Origin of the sequence: Methyloversatilis thermotolerans (genome assembly GCF_000372885.1) — a bacterium.
Taxonomy (GTDB): Bacteria; Pseudomonadota; Gammaproteobacteria; order Burkholderiales; family Rhodocyclaceae; genus Methyloversatilis; species Methyloversatilis thermotolerans.
Genome location: NZ_KB889967.1, coordinates 2847542 through 2872874 on the forward strand (window position 1 = coordinate 2847542; position 25333 = coordinate 2872874).

The window sequence follows — 25333 nt, forward strand, 5'->3', positions numbered from 1 at the left end:
GCACGGTCTGCTGCAGTGGAAACCAGGAGTGTACACATGCTGATCAGACATCCCGACGATATCGCCCCGTCCGAAATCACCCCGCGCGCGCTGTTCGATGGCCGTCGCGACTTCCTGCGTCACGCCGGGCTGGGCGTGGGCGCGGCGCTGCTGTACGGCGCCCTGCCCGGCGACGCGCACGCCGGCTACGGCAACCCGTCGCTCGGCCCGCTGCAGAAAAGTCCGTTCTCGACCGACGAGAAGCTGAACGACTACAAGGACATCACGAACTACTGCAATTTCTACGAATTCGGCACCGACAAGACCGACCCCGCCCGCTACGCCCAGCGCATGAAGACGCGGCCATGGACGGTGAGCATCGAAGGCCTGGTGCACAAGCCGAAAACGCTGGCCATCGAGGACGTGCTCAAGCTGGCGCCGCTGGAAGAGCGCATCTACCGGCTGCGCTGCGTCGAGGCCTGGTCCATGGTCATTCCCTGGGTGGGCATGCCGCTGTCCGCCCTGCTCAAGCAGGTCGAGCCCCTGGGCAGCGCGAAGTATGTCGAATTCACGACGCTGGCCGACGCGAAGACCATGCCCGGCGTAAACAGCCGCGTGCTCGACTGGCCCTATGTCGAAGGTCTGCGGCTGGACGAAGCCATGCATCCGCTCACGCTGATCGCGGTCGGCCTGTACGGCGAGGTACTGCCCAACCAGAACGGTGCGCCGATGCGTCTGGTCGTGCCGTGGAAATACGGTTTCAAGAGCGCGAAATCCATCGTCCGGATACGCTTCACCGACAAGGAGCCGGTGTCGTCGTGGACCGCCGCCGCGCCGCGCGAATACGGCTTCTACTCGAACGTGAATCCTGAGGTCGACCACCCGCGCTGGAGCCAGGCACGCGAACGCCGCCTGGGCGAGTTCGGCAAGCGCAAGACCCTCATGTTCAACGGCTATGGCGACCAGGTCGCCTCGCTCTACACCGGCATGGACCTGAAGAAGAACTACTGATGCAAGCGCTGCTCACGCCGGACCGCGAACGTTTCACCCTCATCTGGCGCGCCGTGTGGATCGCCTGCCTGTGGCCGCTGCTGGACATGGTGCTGTCCGGCATGCGCGATGCGCTGGGTGCCAATCCGATCGAGGCGATCACGCGCGGCACCGGCGACTGGACGCTGCGCCTGCTGCTGCTGACGCTGGCCATCACGCCGCTGCGCCAGCTCACCGGGCTGCACTGGCTGGTGCGGCTGCGCCGCATGCTCGGGCTGTACGCCTTCTTCTACGGCAGCCTGCACCTGATGACCTATCTGTGGCTGGACCAGTTCTTCGACTGGGTGGCCATCGTCGACGACATCATCGAACGACCCTTCATCACGCTGGGCTTCGCGGCCTTCGTGCTCATGCTGCCACTGGCCGTCACGTCGACCAACGCGATGATGCGCAGCATGGGTGGCCGCAACTGGCAGCGGCTGCACCGCGCGGTCTACCTGGTCGCGGTGCTGGGCGTCACCCACTACTGGTGGCTGGTGAAGAAGGACATCACCGAACCGGCCATCTATGCGGGCGTGCTCGGCCTGCTGTTCGCGCTGCGCCTGTGGCACGCGCTGCGCCGTACGCGCCGGCTGGCCGTTCAGGCCGACGCCGACGCGAACGGCGCGCGGCGGGTCAGCGCGTGATGCGCCGACGGGCGATCACGCCCATGCCGCACAGGCCGGCCAGCATCATCATCCAGCCGTCCGCTTCAGGCACCGGCGCGAACAGCAGCGAACCCGCGCCGGAAAAGCCGTTGGCGCTGTCGTAGGCGATGAAGGCGTCCTCGATCGCGGCATAGCCGGCGATCATCGAGAACAGCGGCTCGGCTGCGTCATTGACCGAGTAGCTCACGCCGACGAAACTGCCGTCAAAGAAGGCGGCTTCGGCCAGACCGAGCGCGTCGGCCAGCGAAAAACTGTGACCGAGCAGGCTGATCGAAAAGCCGTCCAGCGCAATCCATTCCTGACCGGCGCCGAGCACGCCCGCGTCATCGAAGCTCACGCTGCCGCTGTAGCTCGCACCGGCATATACGCCGGAATCGAAGCTGCCGGAGAAGGTCCAGTTCTGCACCGCGGCCTGCGCGGGCGCGCCGCTCATGAGTGCGCCAAAAGCCAGCGCGGCAACAAGGGTTCTGTTCATTTCACACATCCTTTTTGAATTCACAGGCCCAGATCGCGGGCCACGTCGATACGGGCGGCGGTCACGCCGCGCAACACCACCAGCGCGCGCGGCACACCGGCGCCTGCGCTGCCATCGGTGTCGATCTGCACACTGAGGCCGGCCGCGCTGTCCACCAGCGTCACATGACCGGACGCCCAGGCGGTCGAGGCCGACAGGCCGAGCGAAGCCAGCAGTTCGTCCAGCACGATGCGATCGCTGCCGGGCACGAAGTCGGTGACGGTATCGACCCCGTCGCGCAGGCTGCGATAGATGAAGCGGTCATTGCCGGCGCCGCCGGTCAGCGTGTCCGCACCGAGGCCCCCGTACATTTCGTCATCCCCTGCGGTACCGGTCAGCGCATCGCGCCCCGCCGTGCCGTCGAGCGGCTTGAACAGCGACAGGCCGATCAGCACCGGATCGTGGTCGGACGAGCGGTAGGGCGTGGCGGCGTACAGATCCTGCGGCTTGTACTCGGTGTTGTAATCGATGACGAAGGGCTCATCGGTATTGATATGCCATTCGCCCACAGCGCTGACCCGGGCGGCGATTGCCGACGTGGCGAGCGCGTGATCGAGCTGCCCGCTCTCGCCATCGAAGGTGTAGGTGTAGCGCAGCGGAATGCCTGCGGACAGATCGACCATGCCGCCTGCAACCAGCGCATTGATCGGATCTTCCTTCGCATAGGCGTTGAAGTCGCCGAGCGCGATCACGCCGGCGCCGGTGCGCGTGGCAAGCTGCTGCACGAAGCCATTCAGCGCCTGCGCCTGCTGCACGCGCAGCGCATTCCAGCAGCCCTGTCCATCGCCCAGATCGGCATTGCTGCCGCTCGCATCGCCGCAGGACTTGGACTTGAAGTGGTTCACCACCACGCTGAAGCGCTCGCCATTGGCGGCGGCGAAAGTCTGCGCCAGCGGCGGGCGGTTGTGGATGGCCGCCGTGTCGCTCACCGCGCTGCCGACCAGGGACAGCTTGCCCGGCTTGTAGATCATGGCCACGCGTATCGCGTCGGTGCCGCTGCCGCCGGTCGGCGCGCCGACCGCCGCGTAGATCTGCGCACCCGCGGCGGAATTGAGCGCATTGACCAGGTTCTGCACCGCCACCTGACCATTGTTCTCGATTTCCATCAGCCCGACCACGTCGGCATCGAGCGCGCGCAATGCGGCGACGATCTTGGCGCGCTGGCGGGTGAATTCCTCCGCGCTGTCGGCGCCGCGGCAATCGCTGCGCGTGCCGCTGGGATAGCAGGAGGCGCCGCTCTGATCGATGGTGGTGAAGTAGTTCAGCACATTGAAGCTGGCCACCTTCACATTGCCACCGACGCTGGCCGGCGTCGCGCTGCGCGGATTGCTGCGCTCGAACACCGGCGTGACGACCGGATGGATCTTGTAGTCGCGCGGGCCATCGCTGGATGCGGTGATCAGACCGTGATCGATCACGCCGGTCAGCATCTGCACCGTGTCGCCCGCACGCAGCGTGTTGTCGGCGCCGATGAAGGGGATGGGATTCGGGTTCTGCGCGCTCGAGCCGTCATCCAGCACGATGCGGCGACGCGCATTCTCGTCGCGCAGGGCCAGCGCACCGGCACTGCCGGCCGCATGGCGATTGGTCGGGATTTCCAGCCGGCCGTCGGCGGACAGCGTGACCTGGCCGTAGCGACCCTGGAAGTAGTTCTGCGACACGGTGAGCGGCGTCACGATGCGCACCAGCATGCCTTCGTAACGCTCCAGCTCGCCTTCGACACTTTCCGGCAGCACGATGTCGGTCGGCTGTATCGTGGCCGAGCCCAGCACCTGCAGCGCGGACGGCGACACCAGTTCGGTCACCGTATTGAATTCGGTCACCGAGGCGGTCAGGCGCAGGCGCTGGCCGACGTCGACCGCGGTCGAAGGCGCATAGACGAAGATGCCATCCGAGGTGGCGGCGTCGCCATCGCCCGCCTCGTCCTGCAGGTAGAAGCCGGACAGTCCCGGGAACACCGCGCTCACCACCCCTTCGGTGGTGACCGTCTGTCCGGCCAGCGGGCTGGCGTCTCCGCTGCCCTGGATGGTCGGGATGCGCGTGATCGCCGCAGCGGCGCCTATCGTCACGTTCGCGGTGCAGTCGGCGCTCTGTGCGTCGTCATTCGCGAAGCGCAGGCCGATGGCGTAGCTGCCGGCGGCGGCGCTGGCGGACACGTTCAGTGTGGCCGAGGCGGTTTCACCATCGGCGGCGGCCGGCTGCAGCGCATCGAGCGAGAAGCCGGCCGGGAGCGTGCTGGTAAGGCTCAGGGCATTCACCCGGCTGTCGGCATCGCTGGCACTCACGGTCACGCTGCCGGCCTCGCCCTGCGTCAGATTGAGTGCCGGGCAGGTGGTCAGGATGGACGCATTCACGCCGCCGCCCGACCCGCTGGCGATGACGATGTTGTCCACACCCACCCACTCGTCATTACCGGGGGCGTTGGTGGTGATGATGCGCAACTGCAAGAGGGCCTGGTTGTCGGCCGCCGCCGGCAGCGTGACAGAAACCGGCGTCACCTTGCCGGACAGCGATGGCCCTTCGGTGGCGTCCGCCACATACGCGGCCGGCACGTTGGTGAACGCCCCGCTGGCGCCGATACGGTACTGCAGCGCGACCTGCTGCACCGCGTTGTCGGCCGATCCGTCCAGGTCGCGCAGGTCGTAGCGCACCGTGATGCCACTGTGGCCGGTGGTGTTCAGCGACAGCAGCAGGAAGGGGGCATCGGCCGTGCCCGAACCATTCAGCGCGACCACCGGGTCGGCGAGCTGGAACTCCGCCACGCCACCGGTGGTATAGGTATTCGGCGCGCTCTGGTTCACATTCACATCGATCACGCCGCCGCCCTCGGCGAGCAAGGTCTGCGGATCGGTGCCGGTTGCGCTGGTGAGATCGTCACCACGATAGCCCATGATGCCGGGCACCGCGTCCCAGTTGTCGTTGCTGCCGATGAGGGCGGTGTTCGACCAGTCCTGCGAATACGGCAGGCTCTGTGCGACAAGATCGGCCTGCGCCGGAACGGCAAACAGGCTGGCGACGGCAATGGCGAGCGCCAGGTGACACGCGGGGGGCTTGAGCGACATGGATGACATCCGGATAGCGTAATCGATTCCGCGCCAAGCTCTCGAAATGGGAGCGAGCGCGGGGAGGAATCGGTGCGCAAGACTAGAAGACGAATGTGACAGCCGTCGTCCGGCACGACGGCAGCCCATGGTCCGAACAGACTATCCGGCCGATGACGCGCGGCCGCGAGAGAGCAGCGCCCACAGCAGGCAGCCCGCACCCAGGGTGCCGAAGGCGAACATCCAGGCATCGGCATCCGCCGCGCCACCGGTCGCGTCGAGCGCGGCACCGAACACCAGCGGGGCGATGAAGCCGGCACCGAATCCACCGAGCGAATAGAGCGCCATCGCGGCGCCGCGCTGAGCGGCTGGCGCGGCATGCACCAGGCCGGCGGTCAGCGAGGCCGAATCGGCCATGACCGCGATGTTGTACAGGCACAGCAGCGCGAGCAGCCACCACCAGGGCGATCCGGCACTGGCGCCTGCCAGCCAGCACGACAGGCCGGACGCCAGCATGACGCCGGCGATCCAGCGATTGCGCCCGACCCGGCCGGCCATCTCGTTGCCGAGAATGCTGGCCGGCTGGCCCAGCAGCATGACCAGCGCGGCCGCTTCGGTCGGCGTCATGGCAGGCGGCGATGCCGACCGCGTCCAGCCGAAGGCGATGAAGGCGACCAGCCAGGAGCGCAGGCCGAACAGTTCCCAGCAGTGCACCGCGTAACCGGCGACCAGGCTGCGCACGCGCGGATGCGACAGCACCGGACCGAAGCGCGGCAGCCAGCGGGCCTCGTGCGCAGCCGGCGGCGCGACGCGGGACACCCGCCACCACACCAGCAAGGCAGCGAGCAAGGGACCGGTCGCCATCAGCGCCACCGTGTGATGCCAGTCGAACACGCGGTCCAACACACCCGCCAGCAACAGCGCGCCACTGGTGCCGATGCCGAAGCTCGAGGTGTAGAAGGCGATGGGGCGCGTGCCGGCCGACGGCGGAATGCGGTCGGCCAGTATGCGCAGGCCGGGCATGTAGCAACCGGCCAGACCGGCCCCGCTGACCGCCTGGAACAGTGCCGCGGTCCACAAGCCGGAGGCGGCGAAGGCAAAGCCGAACATGCCCAGCGCCATCAGCAGATTGGACGCGATATAGACCTGCCTCGCGTCGACACGGTCGGTGGCGCCGGACAGGAAGGGCACGGCCAGCATGTAGCCGAAGAAGAAAGCGCCGCCGATGAAGCCGGCTTCGGCACCGGTGAGCGACCACAGCGCGGACAATTCGGTCAGGAAGGACGGGTAGGCGGCAAGGCTGGTCATGCCGAGTACTTCGGCGCTGCACATGAGCAGCGTGAGCCGGCCGGGGCCGAGAGGCCGATTCACGCTCGCCCCGATCGCCGGCCCGGTCGGCGCAGCCGTCCGCGCGCCGGCAGGCGCGCAAGCGCGCAGTCCATCCGGGGGTGCGCGCGATGCGTCATGCCGCAGGCCGACGCAGCCGCCCCGGCGCGCGGCCGCTCGCGGGTCGTCGCGCGCACCGCCGGCTCCGGCACCCCACGTCAGCCCCGATGCCAGCCCCCACGTCAGCCGTCATCGCGGCCGCCCTTGCGCAGCCAGTCGGCTTTCTGTCGCGCGCGGCTGGCCTTCTTTCCGCGTTCCGCATGTTCGCCGCCCTTGCGCATCAGCGCCGCGGTGGCGAGCGGATTGCGCGGCTTCAGCGTACGCGGCTTCGCGGCCAGTCGAGCAGCGGTGCGCGTCTTCATCGCCGCAGTCCGCGTTCGAAGCGCACGATGGCATGGCCGTCTTCGGTCTGCCGCGGCTCACCTCGCCAGGCATGGCCATAGGTGATTTCCAGCGTGGTGGCCAGGCGACCATCGTCCACCCGGCGCATCAGCGCCGCATCCAGCCGCCGCAGCGCGCGCGGTGTCAGCAGTCCGCGCGGTCGGTCGATCAGGGCGGTGAGGCCGCCGGTGTCGGCCAGATCGCGGTACAGCGCGGCCGGCTCGCCAAAGGTGAGCGTGAGGTGTTCCATGTCCATCACCGGCTCGGCAAAACCCGCTTCGACCAGCATGTCGCCGACATCGTGCATGTCGACGAACTGATGGGCGCGTCCGGGCAGACCGGCTTCGTCGAGTGCCGCGCGCAGTTCGCGCAGCGTGTCCGGCCCCAGCATGGAAAACATGAACAGGCCGCCCACACGCAGCGTGCGCTGGATTTCGCGCAGCGCGCCCGGCAGGTCGGGCAGCCAGTGCAATACCAGATTGGACCACACCATGCACTGGCTGCGCGGCGCGATCGGCAGAGCGGCGATATCGGCGCGCACGAAGGCAGTCTGGCTGCCGCCCAGCACGCCGGGCAGCCAGCGCCGCCAGCGCGGCGTGCGCGCGGCGGCGATCGCCAGCATGGCCGCCGATGCGTCCAGCCCGGTCATCTGCGCCTCCGGATAGCGCGCGCGCAGCGGCTGCAGATCGGCGCCGGTACCGCAGCCCAGATCGAGCAGGCGCTGCGGCTTGAGCATCACCATGTCCAGGCGTTCGGCCATGCGGCGCGCGACCTCGCGGTGCGCCACCGCGGCGGCGTCGAAGCGCGCGGCCGCCCGCTCGAAGCCGCGCACGACGGCACGGCGGTCGAGCGCGAATGCGGGGGGAGGACGTGCGGCGATCGCGGTTCTCCGCGCTCAGACCGAGCGCAGGCCCAGGCGCTCGAACAGACGGCGGTCGTTCTCCGCCTGCGGATTGCCGGTGGTGAGCAGCTTGTCGCCGTAGAAGATGGAATTGGCGCCAGCGAGAAAGCACAGCGCCTGCATTTCGTCGCTCATCTGTTCGCGTCCGGCGGACAGGCGCACATGGCTGGTCGGCATGGTGATGCGCGCCGCGGCGATGGTGCGCACGAATTCAAACGGATCGAGGTCGGGCGCGTCGGCCAGCGGCGTCCCGTCCACCTTCACCAGATTGTTGATCGGCACCGATTCCGGCGGCGTATCCATGGACGCCAGCGTGGCAATCAGGCCGGCGCGCGCGCGGCGCGATTCACCCATGCCGACGATGCCGCCGCAGCACACATTCATGCCGGCCTCGCGCACCGCTTCCAGCGTGTCGAAGCGGTCCTGCTGGGTGCGCGTGCCGATCACCTCGCCGTAGTAATCCGGCGCGGTATCGATGTTGTGGTTGTAGTAGTCGAGGCCGGCCGCCTTCAGCTTTTCCGCCTGTCCCTCGCGCAGCAGACCCAGCGTGGCGCAGGTCTGCAGGCCGAGGCCCTTCACCGCCGAAATCATTTCGGCCACCTTTTCGACATCGCGGTCCTTGGGGCCGCGCCAGGCCGCGCCCATGCAGAAGCGGGTCGCGCCGGCGTCCCTGGCCGCGCGGGCCGCTTCGAGTACCTCGTCGATCGGCATCAGTTCCTGGCTGGTGACGCCGGTGTCGTGGCGCACCGACTGCGGACAGTAGCCGCAGTCTTCCGGACAGCCGCCGGTCTTGATCGACAGCAGGGTGGAACGCTGTATGGCATTTGCATCAAAATGCTGACGATGCACGGTCTGCGCGCGGAACAGCAGATCGTTGAACGGCAGTTCGAACAATGCCTCGACCTGCGCGGTGCTCCAGCGCGCGGGCGCTTCGGTACGGGAGGAAGGCGGAAGATGGATGACCTGTGTATGCATGGCGACAAGACGGGCGCCTCAGCGGGCGCCGGAACGACCAAACCGCCATTTTCTTCGAAAACGGGGCATCCATGTTGCGGCGCGTGATCGACGCGCTGCTGCCCCAGTCCTGCCGGCTGTGCGGCCTGCCCTCCGGCGCGCACGCGGTGTGCGCGGGCTGTCGCGCCGACCTGCCGCGTCTGCCGCGCGCGCACTGCCCGGTGTGCGCGCTGCCGCAGCCGCACAGTCAGGTGTGCGGGCGCTGCCTGCGCCATCCGCCCGCCTTCGACCGCACGCGCGCACTCTGGACCTATGACGCGCCCGCCGACCGGCTCATCCACGATCTGAAATTCCACGCCTGCCTGCCGCTCGCGCGCTTCTTCGCGGCACAACTGGTCGCCCATCTTGCCGAAGAACGCGCTGCAGAACGCACCGACGAGGGCGTCACCGCGCCGGCGGCCCAGGCGGCCGCGCACGCACCGTACAGGCCGGACCTGCTGCTCGCCATGCCGCTGCATCCGAACCGGCTGCGCGAGCGCGGCTTCAACCAGTCGGTCGAAATCGCCCGCGCGCTCGCGCGCATGCAGGGCTGGCGCTTCGATCCATGTGCGCTGGTGCGGCTGCACGACACCCCGCCGCAGCGCGAACTGGCCTGGGCGAAGCGCCGGCGCAATGTACGCGGCGCCTTCGCCTGCACCGCCGACGTCGCCGGCCTGCATGTCGCGGTGGTGGACGACGTGCTCACCACCGGCGCCAGCCTGCACGAACTGGCCAAGGTGCTGAAAGCGGCCGGCGCGGCATCGGTCAGCACCGTCGTGCTGGCCCGCACGCCGAGGCTGCGCGGGCGCTGAACGCCGCGCCCGGCGCTGGCGGGTCGCGGCGCAGTCGGTGACACCCCGGCGTGGCGACACGCCCGGACGTCCTCGTTCGGAAAAATGCGGGGCAGAAGAAACAGGGCAGGTCACGCCACCGACCCTCATCGCCCTGACCCACATCATGCCGCCCCTGCGGCGCGGTACCGCCGCATCACTCAGACCAACGGGCCAGGGTTTGCTCCAACAAAGCGGCGAGCCAGATCACTAAACATCCTTCGCCCTCAGAACCCGCTCATCCGCTTGATCCGCTCCGCGCTGATCCAACCCATCCGCCGCATCAGCCGCGCCCACAGGCGGACGCCTAAGATGGCGCCAGGCGGCCAACCAATAAAGAGCGCAACCAGAATAATCCTTGTGTGCATCGGAGCAGTTTTCTCTTGTCCAGCCAGCACACCAGAAACAAGCTCTACGCCCCCGATCGCAAGGAATGAGATAAAAATGAGCAGATAAGCCAAGGCGAGTCCACAGCCAACGAGTATTAACAACCAAGACAGCCAAGCTATCGCGATGCGGAGTCTGCCTTCTGCTGGAATCAGGGGATCGTTTTCGTCAACGCCGCTCATTTGATTTCAATTGCACAACGCTGAAGTAGCCGGCCCCTTGCTTACTTCCCATACACCGACTGCATGATGCCGGTGTTGGACTGGTTGGGATCGAGCAGATAACCGCCGGCCGCGCCCGAAGGGCTGGCCAACTGCTCGAAGCTTTGCAGGGTCTGGCCGCCGCTCGATGCACCCCCGCTAGCCCTGTCAGGGACGAGCATGTTCTCGATGGCTTGCCCGCCCACCTCGAAGACCCCGCCGAAGGCTCCTTCCGTCAGAGCTCGGAAAGTGCTGCCGGTGTGCTGAACAGTGGGCGTGGCGATGGTCAGGGAGCGAGAGCCCCAGCTTATGTTTGTTCCCACCGCTGTAGCCGCCATGCTGCCCACCAGCTTGGCCGGCAGAATGGCCATTGGCGCCCCAATGGCCGAACCGCCTACCGCGCCCCAACTGAAGTTCGTGCCGAGAGGCTGACCGATGGCTACGTTACCAGATAACTGGCCCGCAGCGCTGGAAGCTCCACCCACTGCCGCCGTGGCCGTCACTGTACCAACCGTGCGCGCAAGACCCGCAGCAGCGGCTGCGGCACCCGCCTGATTTGAGAGCCAAGGCGCTACCGCCCCGGTTGCAGCACCAGCGAGAAGGCCCAATCCCCAACTCTTTAACGTGCTCCCAATGGTTTGATCTGGTGAAAACCCAGCAGTGATTACGCCACCGACACCACCAGCTATGCCCCCATAAATCGCCCCAACCACAAAGTTGGCAACCTCACCGGTAGGGTCGTTGTAGTTAGCCGGGTTATTCCCGACATAAGCATAGAAATTGACATCCCCTGCCGCATACCCAAGCGGATCCTTACTGATGAAGCGGCCGATTTCGGGATGGTAATAGCGCGCACGGTAGTACACCAGGCCGGTGGCATCCGGTTCGCGGCCGGTGTAGCCGAAAGCCGGCACCGCGCCACTGGCCGCGACCACCTTGCCCCAGGCGTCGAAGCGCTGGCTTGCCGCCAGCGATCCTCCATTGACCAGACCGATCACGCTGCCCAGCCCGTCCGCGATGTAGGCGCTCTGCTGCGCCGACGGGGAATGCGTAGCCCCCGTGAGTCTCAACAGAGGCTCATCAATGCCTGCTCCGTGTACATACACAGCAGAAGGCGATGCGCCAGCGTCCCCTGTTCCATCCAGTTCGGCGTGGATGTCGTCTCCGTCGTACCAGTAACGTCGCATCTGGGTCTGGGGCGGAAGGACTTGAGAAATGACTAGGTTAGTAACGCTGAGCCGGCGCCCCTCGTGGTCATACTCATACGATGAGTTCCCCCCACCCGCAGAGGCAGGAGGCGTTGCGCTGGCCATCATTCCAAGCGAAGTCCAGGACAGCTTGATCGAATCAATAACGCTAGTGCTCGATCCGCAGTCCTCTGAAACAGAGCCTGAACCGGCCACGAAGCATAGCTCCGTTAGCTGTCCGTCCCGATTGTGGGTCGCCGCGCCGATCCGTTGACCTGCATCGCTCCCCTGTCGTATCGCGAACAACTGGTGCGCTGCATCGTAGAGGTAGGCCCGGGTTTCGCCGGCCCGTGTCTTGCTGCGACGGTTGCCCCAGATGTCGTAGCTGTAGGTTTCCAGGACGCCATCATTGGCACTGATCAGCCGGTCGAGATTGTCATAGCTGTAACTCAGGTTGCGGGTCACTCCACCCAGTGCTTCCGCCTGGCTCATGCGGCGACCTTGCGCATCGAGACCATAGAGGTGACTGCTCAGAATCGTCGAGCCCGAGAGGTTTCTCTTTTGCTTGAGGCTGCCGTCCTCGAACCACGCGAACGTCGTGCGCAAGCCTGACTCGAATCGCCTTTCGGTCAAACGGCCGGCTGCATCCCAGGTGAGCGAAATGTTCTGCCCATTGGGTGCGGTAATGGTGGCCAAGCGCCCGACCGCGTCATAGGCATAGCTGGTCACATGTCCATCGCTGTCGGCCACCCTCGCAAGGCGCCCACCCGGTGTCCATGCATATTCGAGCGTCTTGTTGCCCCGACTGTCCGTTACCGAGGACAGGCGATGCGCGATGTCGTAGCGATAGTCATAGGCCACGACAAGCTTGCCCTCACCATCCAGGGTTTCGACGCGACTCACCTGTCCCAGCCGGTTGCGCGTCCATATGACGGTCTGCTCTCCGCTAGCCGTCTTGCGCCGCAATTGCCCCTGTATCTGACCCGGGCTGCCCTTCACTCCGTAGGTGTATGCCGTGGAGCGATTCGCGGCGGCCTGCTCGGGCGTCTGACTCGATACCAGTTGGCCGTGCACATTCCAGCTCCAGCGCCAGACGCGCCCGAGCGGGTCGGTTTCGGTCAGCAACCGTCCCCAGTCGTCATGCGTCCTTGCGAATAAACAATAGGGGACGCACCACGAATACCAAATAGATATTCCGTATGGAGTGGTTCAGTGCCGATGGCAAGTCGGCCCTTGCTGAACCTCACTCCCGCGCATCAAGGTCTGCGCGTTTCAGGTGGAGCTGACTTGCCACTTCCGTCCCGCGCGCGACGAGGTTTGAGCCGGTTTCGCCCCGTCCCGCCAGTCTGCGGCACAATCGCGCCAGTCCAACCGCCCTGCCCCACATGTTCCACATCGTTCTTTTCCAGCCCGAAATTCCGCCCAATACCGGCAATGTGATGCGGCTGTGCGCGAATGGCGGCTTCCGGCTGCATCTGGTGAAGCCGCTGGGATTCGATATCAGCGACCGCCACCTGAAACGGGCCGGCATGGATTACCGCGACCTGATCAATGTGACGGTGCATGAGGACTGGCCGGCGCTGGCGCAGGCGCTGGCGCTGCAGCCGGACGATGCGCGGCTGTATGCGTTGAGCACGCGCGGCCGCACGCCGCACACCGCGCCGCGCTACCGCGCCGGCGACATTCTGCTGTTCGGTCAGGAAACCGCCGGCCTGCCGCAATGGCTGCTCGATACCGTGCCGTCGGCACAGCGGCTGCGCATTCCGATGCGGCCGGACAGCCGCAGCCTCAACCTGAGCAATTCGGTGGCCATCGTCGCCTACGAGGCATGGCGACAGCATGATTTCGAGGGTGCGCTCGCGCCCTGAATGGAGCGCCGGTCAAGCCGGCGCAGCCGGGAGCCGGTTCAGCCGCGGGGCGATTGCAGCGGTGCGATGTCGGCTTCGTCGGCGCGTTCGAGCACGGCTTCCTGCTCGACCTTGGGATCGCGCGCAAGCAGTCGTTCCGCTGCATCGCGCGCGCTGACGCGGCCGTCGAGCACATCGGCGACGGCGCGCGTGATCGGCATGTCTACGCCGGTGCGGCGCGCCAGCGCGGCGGCTTCGCGCGCGGTGGACACGCCTTCGGCGACGTGACCCAGCTTGTCCAGCACCTCGGCGAGCGACAGTCCCTCGGCCAGCATGAGGCCGACGCGCCGGTTGCGCGACAGGTCGCCGGTGCAGGTGAGGATGAGGTCGCCCATGCCGGCCAGCCCCATGAAGGTGATGCCGTGCCCGCCAAGCGCTTCACCGAGGCGGGCGATTTCCGCGAGGCCGCGGGTGATGAGCGCGGCACGCGCGTTCAGCCCGAACCCCAGGCCGTCGCACACACCGGTGGCGATGGCCAGCACGTTCTTCACCGCACCGCCCACCTCAACGCCAGTAAGGTCGTCCTGCGCGTACAGGCGCAGACGCGGACTGTGCAGTTCGGCCGCCATGCGACTGGCGAAAGCGAGATCCTTGCTCGCGACCGTGATGGCGGTCGGCTGCCCGCGCGCCACTTCGATGGCGAAGCTGGGGCCGCTCAGGGCGCCACGCGCCACCGCGGCCGGCAGTTCCTGTTCCGCCACCGCGTGCGGCAGCAGGCCGCTACCCGCCTCGAAGCCCTTGCACGCCCACAGCACGGCTGGCGTACCGGCCGCCGCCACCGCCTTCAGCGCTTCGCGCAGGCCGGCGATCGGCGTAACGATGAGCGCCAGATCGCAGCCGTGCAATGCAGCCGCGCGCTCGGCGGTGATGCGCAGATTCTCCGGCAGCGTGATGCCCGGCAGATAGCGCGCGTTTTCGCGCGCGCGGGTGAGCAGCGCCGCGTGGGCGGCATCGCGCGTCCATAGCGTGACGTCGTGATCAGCGCTGTAGGCGACCGCCAGCGCGGTGCCCCAGGCGCCTGCGCCCAGCACGCACAGCTTCATCGGAACGACCTTCCGGCTCGTGCGGCCGTTCGCATCACAAGCCCCATATCTGGGAAATGCGGACGTAACCCGTCTGGCCGTCGCGGTGTTTCACCCGCGTCCAGCCTGCGGGCGCGGCTTCGCTGACCGGTTCGAGCAGCACGCGCTTTTCCGCTTCGAACACCAGCGGCGCGTCGTCCTGCGGCTGCGCCAGCACGCGCGCCTTGTCCGCGGTGACGATGACAGTGCGCTGGGGGGACAGCACGGACGATTCGACCCAGGCCAGCATGCCGCCCGGCTCGCGCACCTTGGCCCAGCCGGACTGGGTGCGCACCACCTCGACCGGGGTCTGGCGCGCGATGACGTACTGCTGTCTCGCCTGCCGCGACGGCGCGTCATACATGACGGCGACGTCGGCAAGCGAGCGATATTCGATGCCCGCCGCACACACCGCGGCGGGCGTCAGTGCGATGGCCAGGAGAAGTGCCCGAGCCGTGCGCATCGTCACTGCACGGTCGGGGCGCCGTTCGTCTGCTGCGCCTGGGCCGCACGCTGCTGGTACAGCACCTCGAAATTGACCGGCGCCAGGATGACCGGCGGGAAGCCGGCGCGGTTCACCGCGTCGGACACGCTCTCACGCGCATACGGGAACAGGATGTTCGGGCAGGCAATGCCGAGGATGGGCTGGATGTCTTCCTGCGGCACGTTGCGGATCTGGAAGATGCCGGCCTGACGCACTTCGACCAGGAACATGTTCTTGTCGCCGATCTTCGCGGTGACGGTGACGGTGAGCGTCACGTCATACACGCCGTCCTGCACGGCCTTGCCCTCGGTCTGCAACTGGATCTGCACATTGGGGTTTTCGCGGTTCAGGAAGATTTCCGGCGCATTCGGCACTTCGATCGACAGGTCCTTCACATAGACCTTCTCGATCGAGAACACGGGGCCCTGGGGCTGTTGGGGTTGCACTGCTTCGTCGGCCATATCTCTCTTCTCTGTAGTGTTGATCGCCGCAGGTCAGCCCTGCAGCAGGGGGTCCAGCTTGCCTTCCCGGTCCAGCGCATGCAGATCGTCGCATCCGCCGACATGGAAGTCGCCGATGAAAATCTGCGGCACTGTACGACGGCCGGTTTTCTCCATCATTTCAGTGCGCAGTGCCGGATCGGTGTCGACACGAAGCTTTTCGATGTCGTCGACGCCCTTGCTGCGCAGCAGGCGCTCCGCCTGCACGCAGTAAGGACAGTAGCCGCTGGTGTACATCCGCACTTGCGCCATGGTGTCACTTCCTGGTCAGAGGCAGGCCGGCCTGTTCCCAGGCGCCGATGCCGCCATCGAGCGAAAACACCTGTTCGAAGCCCGCCTTGCGCAGCGTGGCGCTCGCGCTGGCCGAGCGATGGCCGCTGGCGCACACGACGATCACCGGTCGCTGCTTGTATTTGTCCAGCTCGCCCAGGCGTTCGCCGACCTGGCCGGACGGAATGTGGCGCGCGCCGCTGATGCGCCCCTTGGACCATTCGCCGTCATCGCGCACGTCGATCACCACCGCGTCCTCACGGTTGATCTTCAGCGTCGCCTGCGCCGGCGACAGCAGGGCGCCGCCGGACTTCTGGCGCAAGGTCATGACCAGCAGCGCGATGCCGCTGACGGCGGCGGTGATGGCCCAGATGTAGTTGTTGTCGTGTGTCAGGAAATCGATCGGAGAGGTCATTCTGAGTGCTGCGTGTCCATGAAGGGTTGCCGTGAAGGCGGCGGGGGCCGGCGCCCGGCATGCGCTGTGGCCGACATGATGGTCATTCGTTCCGTCAAGGACAAGCCGATCAGGAACGGGTGTCATGACTTGTAGACTTTTTACCGGGCCGTGACACGCGTTTTCTGGGAAAATGCGCATTTTAGCCCAAGCGCGACCCGTCCACCTGCAGACCACGAGTCCGCAGCCCAATGCCGCACCCGGATGGCGTGCACTTCACACATAGCCCACCCGACATATGTACAAGCTCGTTCTTCTGCGCCACGGCGAATCCGTCTGGAACAAGGAAAACCGTTTCACCGGCTGGACCGACGTCGGTCTGACCGAAAAAGGCGAAATCGAGGCCCGCGAAGCGGGTCGCCTGCTGCATCGTGAAGGTTACCGTTTCGACGTTGCCTTCACCTCGGTGCTCAAGCGCGCCAACAAGACGCTGTATGTGGCACTCGAGCAGCTCAATCTGATGTGGATCCCGATCCGCCCGACCTGGCGCCTGAACGAACGCCACTACGGCGCGCTGCAGGGTCTGAACAAGGCGCAGACGGCGCAGAAATTCGGCGAGGAACAGGTGCTCGTGTGGCGCCGCTCGTACGACACGCCGCCGCCCGCGCTGGAAGAGGACGATCCGCGGCTGGACCGCAAGAATCCGCGTTACGCCGAAGTGGCCAACGAGCAGTTCCCGCGCACCGAATGCCTGAAGGACACGGTGGCCCGCGTCATTCCGTTCTGGGACGCCGAGATCGCGCCGCAGATCAAGGCCGGCCGAAATGTGCTCATCGTCGCGCACGGCAACAGCCTGCGCGCGCTGATCAAGTATCTGGACGATGTGTCCGAGCAGGACATCCTCGGCCTGAACATTCCCACCGCCCAGCCGCTGGTGTATGAGCTGGACGAGAACCTGAAGCCTCTCCGTCACTACTACCTCGGCGACCAGGAAGCCATACGCGCAGCGATCGACGCGGTGGCCAACCAGAGCCGCGCCGTGCCGCAGCGTCAGCGCCCCCCCATCCCGCAGGCGGAGGAGCCGCAGACGCCCGAACAGCGCACGCCGTGGATGGAGTGAGGCGCTGGATTCTGTCGGCGCTGCTGTGTGTGTTGCCGGGTCTGAGCCAGGCCGAGCGCGCTGCGCCTCCCGGTCCGGAACAACTGCGCGCGCTGCAACAGCGCATGGAAGCGCTGCGCGATGAGCTGAACCAGTCCGAATCGGCGCACCGCGAAGCGCGCGACGAATTGCGCGCCTCGGAACAATCGATTTCCGATGCCACGCGCACGCTGCGCGACATCGCGGGCCGGCGCAAGGCAATCGAGGCGTCGCTGGCACAGACGCGCAAGGCCATCGCCGACACCGAAGCCACGCTGCGCGGCCAGCAGGAACAACTCGCGCGGCTGCTGCGCGGTCATCAGCGCGCGGGCGAGGCCGATGCGCTGCGCCAGTTGCTGTCCGGCAGCGACCCCAACCAGAGCGCACGCGACCTGCATTATCTGCGCAGTCTGTCGAAAGGCCAGCTCGCACTGATCCAGGCGCACCGCGACACGCTGTCGCGGCAACGCAGCCTGCAGGCGGACCTGGACGGCAAGCTGGCCGAGATGCGTCAGATCGAGGCCGAACAGGACAAGCAGCGGCGCACCCTGCAGGCGGAGCACGCGGTACGCCGCAAGGTACTCGATCGCATCGCCGGCCAGTTGCGCAGCGAGCGCAAGGAACTGACCCGGCTGAAACGCGACGAAGCGCGGCTGAGCCGGCTGATCGATGCGCTGTCGCGCCGGCCGGCGCGCCCGCCGGTTGCGCGCACGCCGCCGGACGACGGTGCCGGCACGCCACGCGCACGGGAAAGCGGCGGCCCCATCGTGCACTCGGTGGTGGTGGACCACGGCGGCCAGCCCTTCGGCAAGCTGCGCGGTCGCCTGCCCTGGCCTGCGAGCGGCGAACTCGCCCGCCGTTTCGGTGCCCAAGGCGCGGAAGGCGGCACCCCGCTGCGCGGCGTGTTCATTCGCGCCGCCGACGGAGAGGTCAAGGCGGTGGCCGCCGGAACCGTTGTATTTGCCGACTGGTTGCGTGGCTTCGGCAACCTCATCATCGTCGATCATGGCGACAACTATCTGAGCGTGTATGGCAACAACGAAGCCCTGTTGAAGACGGTGGGGACGCAGGTGCGCAGCGGCGAGCCGATTGCCTCGATCGGCGCCAGCGGTGGGGCTTCGGAATCGGGTTTATACTTTGAATTGCGGCACCAGGGACAGGCGCTGGACCCGTTGAAATGGGTCGCACGCCCCAATCCGTAGCACCGGACCACCCGGTCTGCATGCGGTCGCCCGGCCGGATACCTCTAGCGGAGTGATGTTCGATGCAAAAAAAGCTGCAGCAAACCGGACTGGTCATGATCGGGCTGTGTGCCGGCGTACTGCTCAGTCTGAATTTCTCCGCCAACGCGAACAAGGTGTCCGGCAGCACGCTGCCGGTCGAGGAACTGCGCCAGTTCGCCGACGTGCTCAATGCGGTCAAGACCAGCTATGTCGAGCCGGTCGACGACAAGAAGCTCATCACGCATGCCATCAGCGGCATGCTGTCCGGACTGGATCCGCACTCCGCCTATCTCGATCCGGACGCGTTCAAGGATCTGCAGGCGGGTACCCAGGGCGAGTTCGGCGGCCTCGGCATCGAGGTCGGGATGGAAGACGGCTTCGTCAAGGTCGTGTCGCCGATCGAGGATACGCCGGCGTTCCGCGCCGGGGTCAAGGCGGGCGACCTCATCATCAAGCTTGACGACACCTCGACCAAGGGGCTGACGCTGGCCGAGGCAGTCAAGCGCATGCGCGGCAAGCCGGATACCGCGATCCGGATCACCATCGCGCGCAAGGGAGAGGCCAAGCCGATCGAAGTGACGCTGACGCGCGAAATCATCAAGGTGCAGAGCGTGAAATCCAAGCTGGTCGAGCCCGGCTACGGCTATCTGCGGCTCACCCAGTTCCAGGAGCAGAGCGCGCCCGACCTCGCCAAGGCGATCGGCAAGCTGTACAAGGACGGCGACCTGAAGGGTCTGGTGCTCGATCTGCGCAACGACCCGGGCGGCCTGCTGCACGGTGCGGTCGGCGTATCCGCCGCCTTCCTGCAGCCGAAATCCCTGGTGGTATCCACCGACGGGCGCACCGAGGATGCCAAGCGCAAGTTCTTCGCGTCGCCGGAAGATTACCGCGCCTCGCAGGACGACTACCTGCAGGGTCTGCCGGCCGGCATCAAGTCGGTGCCGCTGGTCGTGCTGGTCAATTCCGGATCCGCGTCGGCATCGGAAATCGTGGCCGGCGCACTGCAGGATCACAAGCGCGCCATCATCATGGGCACGCAGACCTTCGGCAAGGGCTCGGTGCAGACCATCATGCCACTGCCCAACAACGCGGCGATCAAGCTCACCACGGCGCGCTACTACACGCCGAACGGGCGTTCCATCCAGGCGAAGGGCATCGTGCCTGACATCGTCGTCGAGGAAAGCGCGAATGGCGGCGGCGGCATCCGTCTGCGCGAAGCGGATCTCGATCGCCATCTGAACAACGACAAGGATCCGGAAGAAGCCGCGAAGCCGGAAGCGAGCGGCAAGCCGGCGCGCCCGGCGCGCGACGACGACGACGACGCCAAGCCCGCCGCGCCCTTCGAATTCGCCACCGCGTCGGACTACCAGTTCACGCAGGCACTGAATCTGCTGAAGGGCTTGCAGATCATCCAGAAGAACTGAACCCGGCCCGGGCCGGATCACGTGACCGCCGCTGCATGGCGGTCACCGGATGCAGGAGCTGAACCATGGTCGCACATGCCAGCCAGCGCCGTTTCGGCCGCGAACACCGCGCACCGCGCAAGCCGGGTTACGGTCCGCAGACCGGACTGCTCAAGCACAGGGAACTGCGCTTCTGCCGCCACTGCACGCGCAGTACCGACGAGGTGCTCGACACACTGGATCATCTCGGGCGCATACGCGTCACAGCGGTACTGCCGCGCCGCGTGGCCATCGAATACAGTCTGTCCGACCACAGCTTCCGCAGCATCGAGCGCCACTTCGGCGCACGCGGTTTCGTGCTCGACGCGTCGCCGTGGATGCGGCTGGTCCGGGCACTGCTGTATTTCTGCGAAGACACCCAGTTGCGCAATCTGCGGCAGCCGGAAAGACTGATCAAGAAATCCAATGAAATCTATGTGCAGGCCTGGCAGCAGCATCGGCACGGCGACCACGACGACACGCCGAACGAACTGCGCGAATACCGCTGAGCAGGCGCGGCCTCGCGCATCGGGACGCGAGCGCCATGAATGACGAACAACTGCTGCGCTACAGCCGCCACATCCTGCTCGATCCGATAGGCATCGAAGGCCAGGAAAGACTGCTCGCCAGCCGGGCACTCGTCGTCGGTGCGGGTGGCCTGGGCTGTCCGGCGGCGCTCTACCTTGCGGCCGCGGGTGTCGGCACGATAGTCATCGCCGACGATGACGAGGTGGACCTGACCAATCTGCAGCGCCAGATCCTGCATCGCGAACATTCGGTCGGTCGTCCCAAGGTGGACTCGGCGCGCGACGCGCTGCGCGAACTGAACCCCGGCTGCGAAGTGATCCCGCTGAAGATGCGCCTGACCGGCGACGCGCTGATGGAACAGATCGCGGCAGCCGACGTGGTGCTGGACTGCAGCGACAACTTCGCCACCCGTCACGCGATCAATCGAGGCTGTGTGCAGACCGGCACCCCTCTGGTATCGGGCGCCGCGATCCGCTTCGATGGCCAGATCGCGGTGTTCGACAGCCGCGACGACGACGCGCCGTGCTATCACTGCCTGTTCCCGGAGGCGGACGACGTCGAGGAGGTGCGCTGCGCGGTCATGGGTGTGTTCGCCCCGCTGACCGGCATCGTCGGCACGCTGCAGGCGGCGGAAGCGCTGAAACTGCTGGCGCGCACCGGCCGCTCGCTGGCCGGACGGCTGCTGCTGCTCGACGCGCTGAGCATGGAGTGGCGCAGCATAGGCGTGCCACGCGACCCCGGCTGTGCGGTCTGCGCATCGCCATCGCGTCAACATTCGTGACACGCGCCGGGCCATCCCGCTGAAAATCTGCCGCCAATGAGCCGTTCGGATCACTCCCATGGTCCGAAAGAACCATCGCGATCCAGACAGAATAACTATACGCGTAACCTTCCACCTCTAGCTTCTCCCGTCCGAGCGGCCCGCGTTTCAGCCGGTCGCCGCACATCAGTCTTTCAGGGAGAAGCACCATGCAGGTCATCAGACACGCCGCCATCAGCGGCCTGGCGCTGGCACTGTTCGCCGGATCGGCGAATGCGGCCAGCCTCTACACCCTCGTCGATCTCGGCGATCTGGCCGGGGGCAGCGACAGCAGCGCCGCGCTGTCGATCAACGATGCCGGCACCGTGGTCGGCTGGGGACGCAGCGCGGCCGGACAGCGCGCCGTCATGTGGAAGGACGGCCAGATCCTGGATCTCGGCTTCACCGGTACCAGCATCGCCAACGCGATCAATGCCTCGGGCACCGTCGCGGGTTCCTTCGGCAGCGCCGGCTTCTCGCTCCCTGCCGGTGGCAGCTCGACCAGCATCGGCGATCTTCCCGGCGGCGCGGTGTTCAGCACCGCGACCGCGGTCAATGGACAGGGCGTGGTGGTCGGCTACAGCACCGGCAGCGCCGGCACCGGCGCCACCAGCCGCGCGGTCATGTGGAAGGACGGCGTGCTCACCGATCTGGGCAGCCTGAACGACGGTGCCGCCAGCGGCGGATTCGCCAGCTACGCCAACGACATCAACGCTGCAGGCACCATCGTCGGCTATTCCAGCGCGAGCGGCGGCCAGCACGCCTTCGTATGGCAGAACGGCGTGATGAGCGACCTGGGCGTGCTGGATGGCACGACCACGAGCCGCGCCAATGCCATCAATGCCAGCGGCACCATCGTCGGCGCGAGCGGCAGCTTCGCCGCCATCTGGCAGGACGGGCAGATCAGCCAGATCGCCTCGGTCGCCGGCGCCACCGGTGCAGCAACCGCCTACGACATCAATGACGCCGGCTGGGTGGTCGGCCAGGTCCGGGTGGAAGGCGGCAACCAGGCTTTCCTGTGGCGCGCCGATTCCGGCATGGTCCTGCTGAGCACGCTGCTGGGCGAAGAGTACGCCGGCTGGACCGTCACCGATGCGCGCAGCATCAACAACCAGGGCTGGATCGCCGCCACCGCCTCGTTCAACGGCGTGTCGCACGCCGTTCTGCTGCAGGCGGTACCGGAACCGGAAAGCTGGGCCCTGCTGGTCGCCGGCATCGCCGTGATCGGCGCCTTCGCCCGTCGCCGCCTGCCGGCATGACATTACGCATCAAGGAATTCATCATGCACAAGAACATCCGCGCGGCCGCATTCCGGCCCACGCTTCTGGCCGCACTGCTGGCCGCCCAGGGCATGGCGGCGGAAGCAGCCACGCTGGCCTACTGGCGCTTCGAAGGCGACGGCGCGAACGTGCCGGTCGCCGGCAGCACCCAGGTCGAGGACACGAATGGCCGTGCCACCACCGCGACCGGCACCGGCATCCGCGTCAAGGACGTGTCCGGCAATGGCAACGACATGTGGGCCTGGGACCACGCCTGGGCCGGCCACACCTACCAGTCGGCGGTGCCGGCCACGGTGATTCCGCAGACCGGCGACAGCAACGGCTTCAGCGTGCGCAATGCGGGCAGCTACCCGGCACTGTTCACCTGGTCGAAGCAGAGCCAGCCGAAAGTGGACATCGAAACCGTCACGCCGCTGCGCTGGACGATAGAGGCTTCGATCAACCTGACATCGCTGGGCGGCAACCAGACCTTCGTCGGCCGCGACGGCAATGGCGTCGGCAGTGACGGCAGCGCCGCACCGCTCTACTTCCAGACGGTCAATGGCGTAGTCACCATCATCTTCACCGACAAGTCCGGCCAGCAGTACCGCGTGTCCGACAGCGGCGGCGCGCTTCAGGCCAACACCTGGTACAACGTGGCCGCGGTGAGCGATGGCGTGACGCTGCGCCTGTATCGCGATTCCGGCAGCGGCTACGCGCTGGTGGGGTCCACCGGTCTGGGCAGCGGGGACCGCCGCCTGGCCTACGACACGGCCGGCTCGAGCAGCGCGGGCGACACGCAATGGGGCTGGACCGTGGGACGCGGACGCTACGGCAGCGGCAACGGACAGGGCGACAACCACGCCGACCGCTTCTTCGGCTACATCGACGAAGTGCGCATTTCCGACGAAGCGCTGACGCCGGACCGCTTCCTGTTCAGCCGACCTGCCGTGAGCCCGGCCACCCGACTGCGCCCGGGCACCGTCACGCTGGCCGTGCTGCCGGACACGCAGAACGCCTCGCGCTACGACCCGCGCATCTACAACGCTCAGACACAGTGGATCGTCGACAACGCCGCGCGCCTGGAAATACCGATCACCCTGCATCTGGGCGATGTGGTCGACCAGCATGGCGTAACCGCGCAGTGGCAGGCCGCCGACACCGCGATGAAGAAGCTGGATGCCGCCGGCCTGCCTTACAGCATCCTGCCCGGCAATCACGACGTATACAGCTCAGGCCAGTGGGACAACGCGCGCACCGCGTCGCGCGAGAACTATCTGAGCTGGTTCGGCACACGCCGGGTCAACCGCAACCCGGCTACCTTCGGCGGACGCGATCCGCTCGGCTATGCCGAGTACCACCTGATCGAGGCGCAGGGACAGCGCTTCCTGACGCTGGCGCTGGGCTGGAACTCCACCACGCAGACGCTGGACTGGGCCAAGCGCGTGATGGCGGCCTATCCGGATCTGCCGGTCATCCTGACCAGTCACCAGGTGATAGACATCCAGGCGGATGAAGTGTCGCCGCTGTGGACCTCCTACGGCAACTATGTGTGGGACAACCTGATCAAGTCCAGCAACCAGATCTTTGTCGTGCTGAGCGGCCATCACCACGGTGCGGCGCGCGACATCCGCAGCAATGACGCCGGCAATCCGGTGCTGTTCATGGTGGTCGACTACCAGGTCGGCTATCAGGGCGGCAACGGCGACATGCGCCTGCTGCAGCTCGACCTGGCCGACAACCGCATCAGCACGCTGGATTTCTCGCCCTGGGTGATGGCCAAGGCAGGCAGCGGTCAAGCGCTCAACCATCTGGACCGCGCGATGCGCACCGGACCACAGGAAACGTTCTCGATCGACTTCGATCTGGCTTCCCGCATCGCCGGCATCAGCGGACGCCGTCCCGACTTCGCGTCCAACGACAGCGCGCCCGATGCGCTCGCGCTGGTGCGTGCCGACATCGCCGCGCTGCCGGCGGCGCCGGTACTGCAGCACGTGCCCGCCCAGGGCGATCTGGACTACCCTCAGGTGCAGGAAACGCTGGCCCACTGGCGCTTCGACGGTCAGGCGGACGGTGATCCGGTACCCGCAGGCATGCCGCTGTTCGTCGACGTGAGCGGTCAGGGCAACGATCTGGTGCGCGTGGACTTCAATGGTCCGGACGAACAGGCGCTGGTGTTCTCGTCGGACGCCCATCCCGGCTCCGCCTCGCGCGGCAGCGTATGCTTCGCAGGTGGCGGCCGAGATGGCGCGCCCGGGGCCTATCTCACCACCTTCGAAGGCATGCCCCTGGGCACGGAAAGCTTCCGCAAGGGTTACACCTTCGAAGCCTTCTTCAAGCTGTCGCGCAACTTCAATGCCGACCTGAATCGCTGGTCAGGCATCATTTCGCGCGTGGAAACCGGGGCGGAAGCCGGACGCGGCGGCGGCGACGCCGGCGAATCGGCAGCCGGCCTGAACATTTCCAACATTCGCGAAGTGCAGTGGGCCACCTTCCCGGCAAGCCGAAGCGACATGCAGACCGCATGGAGCTTCGAAATCCCCCGCGAAACCTGGCATCACGTGGCGGCGGTGAATGACGGCAAGGAAATCCGGCTCTACATCGACGGCGTGACCGACTTCCGCAACCCGACGGTGAGCGACGCCGCCGGGCTGGCCGCCAGCGCCATGGGCGCGGGCTGGATGCTCGGGGCATCGCACTACGAGCACGGTCCGTACATCTTCAATGGCTGCATAGGCGAGGTCCGCATCAGCGGCCGCGCCCTGGCGCCGTCGGAGTTCCTGTACCAGCGCGCGCACTGAGCACGCGCGAAACAAAAAAGGGGCGCCATCC

Annotated in this window: 24 protein-coding genes; 11 read left to right on the forward strand and 13 right to left on the reverse strand. The window is 66.7% G+C overall.

Annotated features, from left to right (window positions below):
- Window positions 1-36: 36 nt before the first annotated feature.
- Entirely contained in the window at window positions 37-990 is a 954-nt protein-coding gene (gene msrP / locus A3Q7_RS0112800) for a protein-methionine-sulfoxide reductase catalytic subunit MsrP (RefSeq protein WP_018412287.1), read from the forward strand.
- Window positions 990-1655 (forward strand): protein-methionine-sulfoxide reductase heme-binding subunit MsrQ, encoded by a 666-nt coding sequence (locus A3Q7_RS0112805; protein ID WP_018412288.1) that lies wholly within the window; start codon window positions 990-992, stop codon window positions 1653-1655. Before msrP ends, A3Q7_RS0112805 begins: the two co-directional genes overlap by 1 nt.
- Here A3Q7_RS0112805 and A3Q7_RS0112810 read toward each other — a convergent pair.
- The 6 genes from A3Q7_RS0112810 to bioB all read right to left on the reverse strand — a co-directional run bounded on the left by A3Q7_RS0112810 (window position 1645) and on the right by bioB (window position 8874).
- Window positions 1645-2151 carry a hypothetical protein gene (locus A3Q7_RS0112810; protein ID WP_018412289.1) on the reverse strand — a complete coding sequence of 169 codons (507 nt, stop codon included), beginning with the start codon at window positions 2149-2151 and terminating at the stop codon, window positions 1645-1647. The genes A3Q7_RS0112805 and A3Q7_RS0112810 overlap by 11 nt on opposite strands.
- Before the next feature lie 20 nt (window positions 2152-2171).
- Window positions 2172-5252 (reverse strand): ExeM/NucH family extracellular endonuclease, encoded by a 3081-nt coding sequence (locus A3Q7_RS0112815; protein WP_018412290.1) that lies wholly within the window; start codon window positions 5250-5252, stop codon window positions 2172-2174.
- A 141-nt stretch (window positions 5253-5393) separates the two neighbouring features.
- Window positions 5394-6602 (reverse strand): MFS transporter, encoded by a 1209-nt coding sequence (locus A3Q7_RS0112820; protein WP_026224793.1) that lies wholly within the window; start codon window positions 6600-6602, stop codon window positions 5394-5396.
- A gap of 197 nt (window positions 6603-6799) precedes the next feature.
- The gene (locus tag A3Q7_RS0112825; RefSeq protein WP_018412292.1) at window positions 6800-6979 is read right to left on the reverse strand and encodes a hypothetical protein; all 180 of its coding nucleotides are present in this window, start codon (window positions 6977-6979) and stop codon (window positions 6800-6802) included.
- The gene (locus A3Q7_RS0112830) at window positions 6976-7830 is read right to left on the reverse strand and encodes a methyltransferase domain-containing protein (RefSeq protein WP_018412293.1); all 855 of its coding nucleotides are present in this window, start codon (window positions 7828-7830) and stop codon (window positions 6976-6978) included. The genes A3Q7_RS0112825 and A3Q7_RS0112830 overlap by 4 nt, the downstream gene beginning before the upstream one ends.
- Window positions 7831-7893: 63 nt before the next feature.
- Window positions 7894-8874 carry a biotin synthase BioB gene (gene bioB / locus A3Q7_RS0112835; protein WP_018412294.1) on the reverse strand — a complete coding sequence of 327 codons (981 nt, stop codon included), beginning with the start codon at window positions 8872-8874 and terminating at the stop codon, window positions 7894-7896.
- 71 nt (window positions 8875-8945) lie between these two features.
- On the opposite strand from bioB, the gene A3Q7_RS0112840 reads away from it, so the two are divergent.
- Complete coding sequence (locus tag A3Q7_RS0112840) at window positions 8946-9704, forward strand: ComF family protein (protein WP_018412295.1); 759 nt, start codon at window positions 8946-8948, stop codon at window positions 9702-9704.
- Window positions 9705-9949: 245 nt separating this feature from the next.
- Here the strand turns inward: A3Q7_RS0112840 and A3Q7_RS0112845 are convergent, their stop codons facing one another.
- Together A3Q7_RS0112845 and A3Q7_RS19890 are read right to left on the reverse strand one after the other, a co-directional pair.
- Window positions 9950-10291 carry a hypothetical protein gene (locus A3Q7_RS0112845; protein ID WP_018412296.1) on the reverse strand — a complete coding sequence of 114 codons (342 nt, stop codon included), beginning with the start codon at window positions 10289-10291 and terminating at the stop codon, window positions 9950-9952.
- Window positions 10292-10332: 41 nt separating this feature from the next.
- Window positions 10333-12621, reverse strand: a complete 2289-nt coding sequence (locus A3Q7_RS19890; protein ID WP_018412297.1) for an RHS repeat-associated core domain-containing protein — start codon at window positions 12619-12621, stop codon at window positions 10333-10335.
- Window positions 12622-12881: 260 nt separating this feature from the next.
- On the opposite strand from A3Q7_RS19890, the gene A3Q7_RS0112855 reads away from it, so the two are divergent.
- The gene (locus A3Q7_RS0112855; protein ID WP_018412298.1) at window positions 12882-13364 is read left to right on the forward strand and encodes a tRNA (cytidine(34)-2'-O)-methyltransferase; all 483 of its coding nucleotides are present in this window, start codon (window positions 12882-12884) and stop codon (window positions 13362-13364) included.
- Between the two features lie 38 nt (window positions 13365-13402).
- Here the strand turns inward: A3Q7_RS0112855 and A3Q7_RS0112860 are convergent, their stop codons facing one another.
- Genes A3Q7_RS0112860 through A3Q7_RS0112880 form a run of 5 tightly spaced genes read right to left on the reverse strand, consistent with a single transcriptional unit; the run spans window position 13403 to window position 16133 of the window.
- On the reverse strand, window positions 13403-14446 hold the full coding sequence (locus A3Q7_RS0112860; protein ID WP_018412299.1) for an NAD(P)H-dependent glycerol-3-phosphate dehydrogenase: 1044 nt from the start codon (window positions 14444-14446) through the stop codon (window positions 13403-13405).
- Window positions 14447-14480: 34 nt separating this feature from the next.
- A complete protein-coding gene (locus tag A3Q7_RS0112865) occupies window positions 14481-14927 on the reverse strand; it encodes an SH3 domain-containing protein (protein ID WP_018412300.1) in 447 nt (148 codons plus the stop codon).
- 2 nt (window positions 14928-14929) lie between these two features.
- Window positions 14930-15409: a protein-export chaperone SecB gene (gene secB, locus A3Q7_RS0112870; RefSeq protein WP_018412301.1), complete on the reverse strand. Its 480-nt coding sequence runs from the start codon at window positions 15407-15409 to the stop codon at window positions 14930-14932.
- 33 nt (window positions 15410-15442) lie between these two features.
- On the reverse strand, window positions 15443-15700 hold the full coding sequence (grxC, locus tag A3Q7_RS0112875; RefSeq protein ID WP_026224796.1) for a glutaredoxin 3: 258 nt from the start codon (window positions 15698-15700) through the stop codon (window positions 15443-15445).
- A gap of 4 nt (window positions 15701-15704) precedes the next feature.
- Window positions 15705-16133: a rhodanese-like domain-containing protein gene (locus A3Q7_RS0112880; protein ID WP_018412303.1), complete on the reverse strand. Its 429-nt coding sequence runs from the start codon at window positions 16131-16133 to the stop codon at window positions 15705-15707.
- 277 nt (window positions 16134-16410) lie between these two features.
- On the opposite strand from A3Q7_RS0112880, the gene gpmA reads away from it, so the two are divergent.
- The 7 genes from gpmA to A3Q7_RS20320 all read left to right on the forward strand — a co-directional run bounded on the left by gpmA (window position 16411) and on the right by A3Q7_RS20320 (window position 25302).
- Window positions 16411-17232, forward strand: coding sequence for a 2,3-diphosphoglycerate-dependent phosphoglycerate mutase (gene gpmA, locus A3Q7_RS0112885; protein ID WP_018412304.1), 822 nt, complete (start codon window positions 16411-16413; stop codon window positions 17230-17232).
- Window positions 17229-18452, forward strand: a complete 1224-nt coding sequence (locus A3Q7_RS0112890) for a murein hydrolase activator EnvC family protein (protein WP_018412305.1) — start codon at window positions 17229-17231, stop codon at window positions 18450-18452. The genes gpmA and A3Q7_RS0112890 overlap by 4 nt, the downstream gene beginning before the upstream one ends.
- Before the next feature lie 62 nt (window positions 18453-18514).
- The gene (locus tag A3Q7_RS0112895; protein ID WP_018412306.1) at window positions 18515-19897 is read left to right on the forward strand and encodes a S41 family peptidase; all 1383 of its coding nucleotides are present in this window, start codon (window positions 18515-18517) and stop codon (window positions 19895-19897) included.
- 65 nt (window positions 19898-19962) lie between these two features.
- Window positions 19963-20424, forward strand: a complete 462-nt coding sequence (locus A3Q7_RS0112900; protein ID WP_018412307.1) for a hypothetical protein — start codon at window positions 19963-19965, stop codon at window positions 20422-20424.
- A gap of 35 nt (window positions 20425-20459) precedes the next feature.
- Entirely contained in the window at window positions 20460-21224 is a 765-nt protein-coding gene (locus tag A3Q7_RS0112905) for a HesA/MoeB/ThiF family protein (RefSeq protein WP_018412308.1), read from the forward strand.
- A 188-nt stretch (window positions 21225-21412) separates the two neighbouring features.
- A complete protein-coding gene (locus tag A3Q7_RS0112910; protein WP_018412309.1) occupies window positions 21413-22501 on the forward strand; it encodes a PEP-CTERM sorting domain-containing protein in 1089 nt (362 codons plus the stop codon).
- Window positions 22498-25302 (forward strand): LamG-like jellyroll fold domain-containing protein, encoded by a 2805-nt coding sequence (locus tag A3Q7_RS20320; protein ID WP_051079137.1) that lies wholly within the window; start codon window positions 22498-22500, stop codon window positions 25300-25302. The genes A3Q7_RS0112910 and A3Q7_RS20320 overlap by 4 nt, the downstream gene beginning before the upstream one ends.
- Window positions 25303-25333 lie beyond the last annotated feature (31 nt).

Coding starts and splice junctions, on each gene's coding strand:
- A3Q7_RS0112810 (WP_018412289.1), bottom strand. CDS start 2,151: ATGAACAGAACCCTTGTTGCCGCGCTGGCTTTTGGCGCACTCATGAGC.
- gpmA (WP_018412304.1), top strand. CDS start 16,411: ATGTACAAGCTCGTTCTTCTGCGCCACGGCGAATCCGTCTGGAACAAG.
- A3Q7_RS20320 (WP_051079137.1), top strand. CDS start 22,498: ATGACATTACGCATCAAGGAATTCATCATGCACAAGAACATCCGCGCG.
- A3Q7_RS0112845 (WP_018412296.1), bottom strand. CDS start 10,291: ATGAGCGGCGTTGACGAAAACGATCCCCTGATTCCAGCAGAAGGCAGA.
- A3Q7_RS0112895 (WP_018412306.1), top strand. CDS start 18,515: ATGCAAAAAAAGCTGCAGCAAACCGGACTGGTCATGATCGGGCTGTGT.
- A3Q7_RS0112855 (WP_018412298.1), top strand. CDS start 12,882: ATGTTCCACATCGTTCTTTTCCAGCCCGAAATTCCGCCCAATACCGGC.
- A3Q7_RS0112900 (WP_018412307.1), top strand. CDS start 19,963: ATGGTCGCACATGCCAGCCAGCGCCGTTTCGGCCGCGAACACCGCGCA.
- A3Q7_RS0112910 (WP_018412309.1), top strand. CDS start 21,413: ATGCAGGTCATCAGACACGCCGCCATCAGCGGCCTGGCGCTGGCACTG.
- A3Q7_RS0112865 (WP_018412300.1), bottom strand. CDS start 14,927: ATGCGCACGGCTCGGGCACTTCTCCTGGCCATCGCACTGACGCCCGCC.
- secB (WP_018412301.1), bottom strand. CDS start 15,409: ATGGCCGACGAAGCAGTGCAACCCCAACAGCCCCAGGGCCCCGTGTTC.
- A3Q7_RS0112815 (WP_018412290.1), bottom strand. CDS start 5,252: ATGTCGCTCAAGCCCCCCGCGTGTCACCTGGCGCTCGCCATTGCCGTC.
- A3Q7_RS0112880 (WP_018412303.1), bottom strand. CDS start 16,133: ATGACCTCTCCGATCGATTTCCTGACACACGACAACAACTACATCTGG.
- A3Q7_RS0112860 (WP_018412299.1), bottom strand. CDS start 14,446: ATGAAGCTGTGCGTGCTGGGCGCAGGCGCCTGGGGCACCGCGCTGGCG.
- A3Q7_RS0112905 (WP_018412308.1), top strand. CDS start 20,460: ATGAATGACGAACAACTGCTGCGCTACAGCCGCCACATCCTGCTCGAT.
- A3Q7_RS0112825 (WP_018412292.1), bottom strand. CDS start 6,979: ATGAAGACGCGCACCGCTGCTCGACTGGCCGCGAAGCCGCGTACGCTG.
- bioB (WP_018412294.1), bottom strand. CDS start 8,874: ATGCATACACAGGTCATCCATCTTCCGCCTTCCTCCCGTACCGAAGCG.
- grxC (WP_026224796.1), bottom strand. CDS start 15,700: ATGGCGCAAGTGCGGATGTACACCAGCGGCTACTGTCCTTACTGCGTG.
- A3Q7_RS0112805 (WP_018412288.1), top strand. CDS start 990: ATGCAAGCGCTGCTCACGCCGGACCGCGAACGTTTCACCCTCATCTGG.
- A3Q7_RS0112840 (WP_018412295.1), top strand. CDS start 8,946: ATGTTGCGGCGCGTGATCGACGCGCTGCTGCCCCAGTCCTGCCGGCTG.
- msrP (WP_018412287.1), top strand. CDS start 37: ATGCTGATCAGACATCCCGACGATATCGCCCCGTCCGAAATCACCCCG.